Source organism: Chitinophaga sp. ARDCPP14 (assembly GCF_051362515.1).
Classification (GTDB): Bacteria; Bacteroidota; Bacteroidia; order Chitinophagales; family Chitinophagaceae; genus Chitinophaga.
The window spans coordinates 1-255 of record NZ_JBKIXB010000047.1; the positions used below are offsets into that span (position 1 = coordinate 1).

At 48.6% G+C, this 255-nt stretch carries 1 rRNA gene; it reads right to left on the bottom strand.

The features are described from left to right. A 23S ribosomal RNA gene (locus ACLHR0_RS31720) occupies positions 1-255 on the bottom strand; the annotation flags it as partial.

Here is a 255-nt window from a genome sequence, read left to right on the forward strand (position 1 = left end):
CGGTATCTAAGGAGTATTTAGCCTTACCAGATGGTGCTGGCAGTTTCATACAGGATTCCTCCGGTCCCGCACTACTCAGGATACTACACGTCCATCAGAATTTCTGTCTACAGGGCTATCACCTGCTGCGGCTCATCTTTCCAGATGATTCAACTTGATCTGACTTTCTAAAAGTAGTCCTACAACCCCGGACAGAATTGCTTCGATCCGGTTTGGGCTCTTCCCCGTTCGCTCGCCACTACTTAGGGAATCATT